The following is a 253-nucleotide window of genomic DNA, read 5'->3' on the forward strand; positions in this document are numbered from 1 at the left end:
GCGCCCGTAGCTCAATTGGATAGAGCGTTTGACTACGGATCAAAAGGTTAGGGGTTCGACTCCTCTCGGGCGCGCCAATACAAACCACGCGGGTGTAGTTTAGTGGTAAAACCTCAGCCTTCCAAGCTGATGTCGTGAGTTCGATTCTCATCACCCGCTCCATTTTGAAAAAATGATCTTTGAAAACTAAACAAGACAAAACGTACCTGTTAATTCGAGTTTTTATAAAAAATCCTATGATACATCATAGGTA

General features: G+C 43.1%; 2 tRNA genes. Both read left to right on the forward strand.

The features are described from left to right. A tRNA-Arg gene (locus R0K30_RS22705) sits at positions 1–77 on the forward strand. An 11-nt stretch (positions 78–88) separates the two neighbouring features. Next, positions 89–162: transfer RNA gene (locus tag R0K30_RS22710), tRNA-Gly, on the forward strand. Positions 163–253 lie beyond the last annotated feature (91 nt).

Source organism: Bacillus sp. SIMBA_154 (assembly GCF_046536015.1).
GTDB classification, from domain to species: Bacteria; Bacillota; Bacilli; order Bacillales; family Bacillaceae; genus Bacillus; species Bacillus pumilus_P.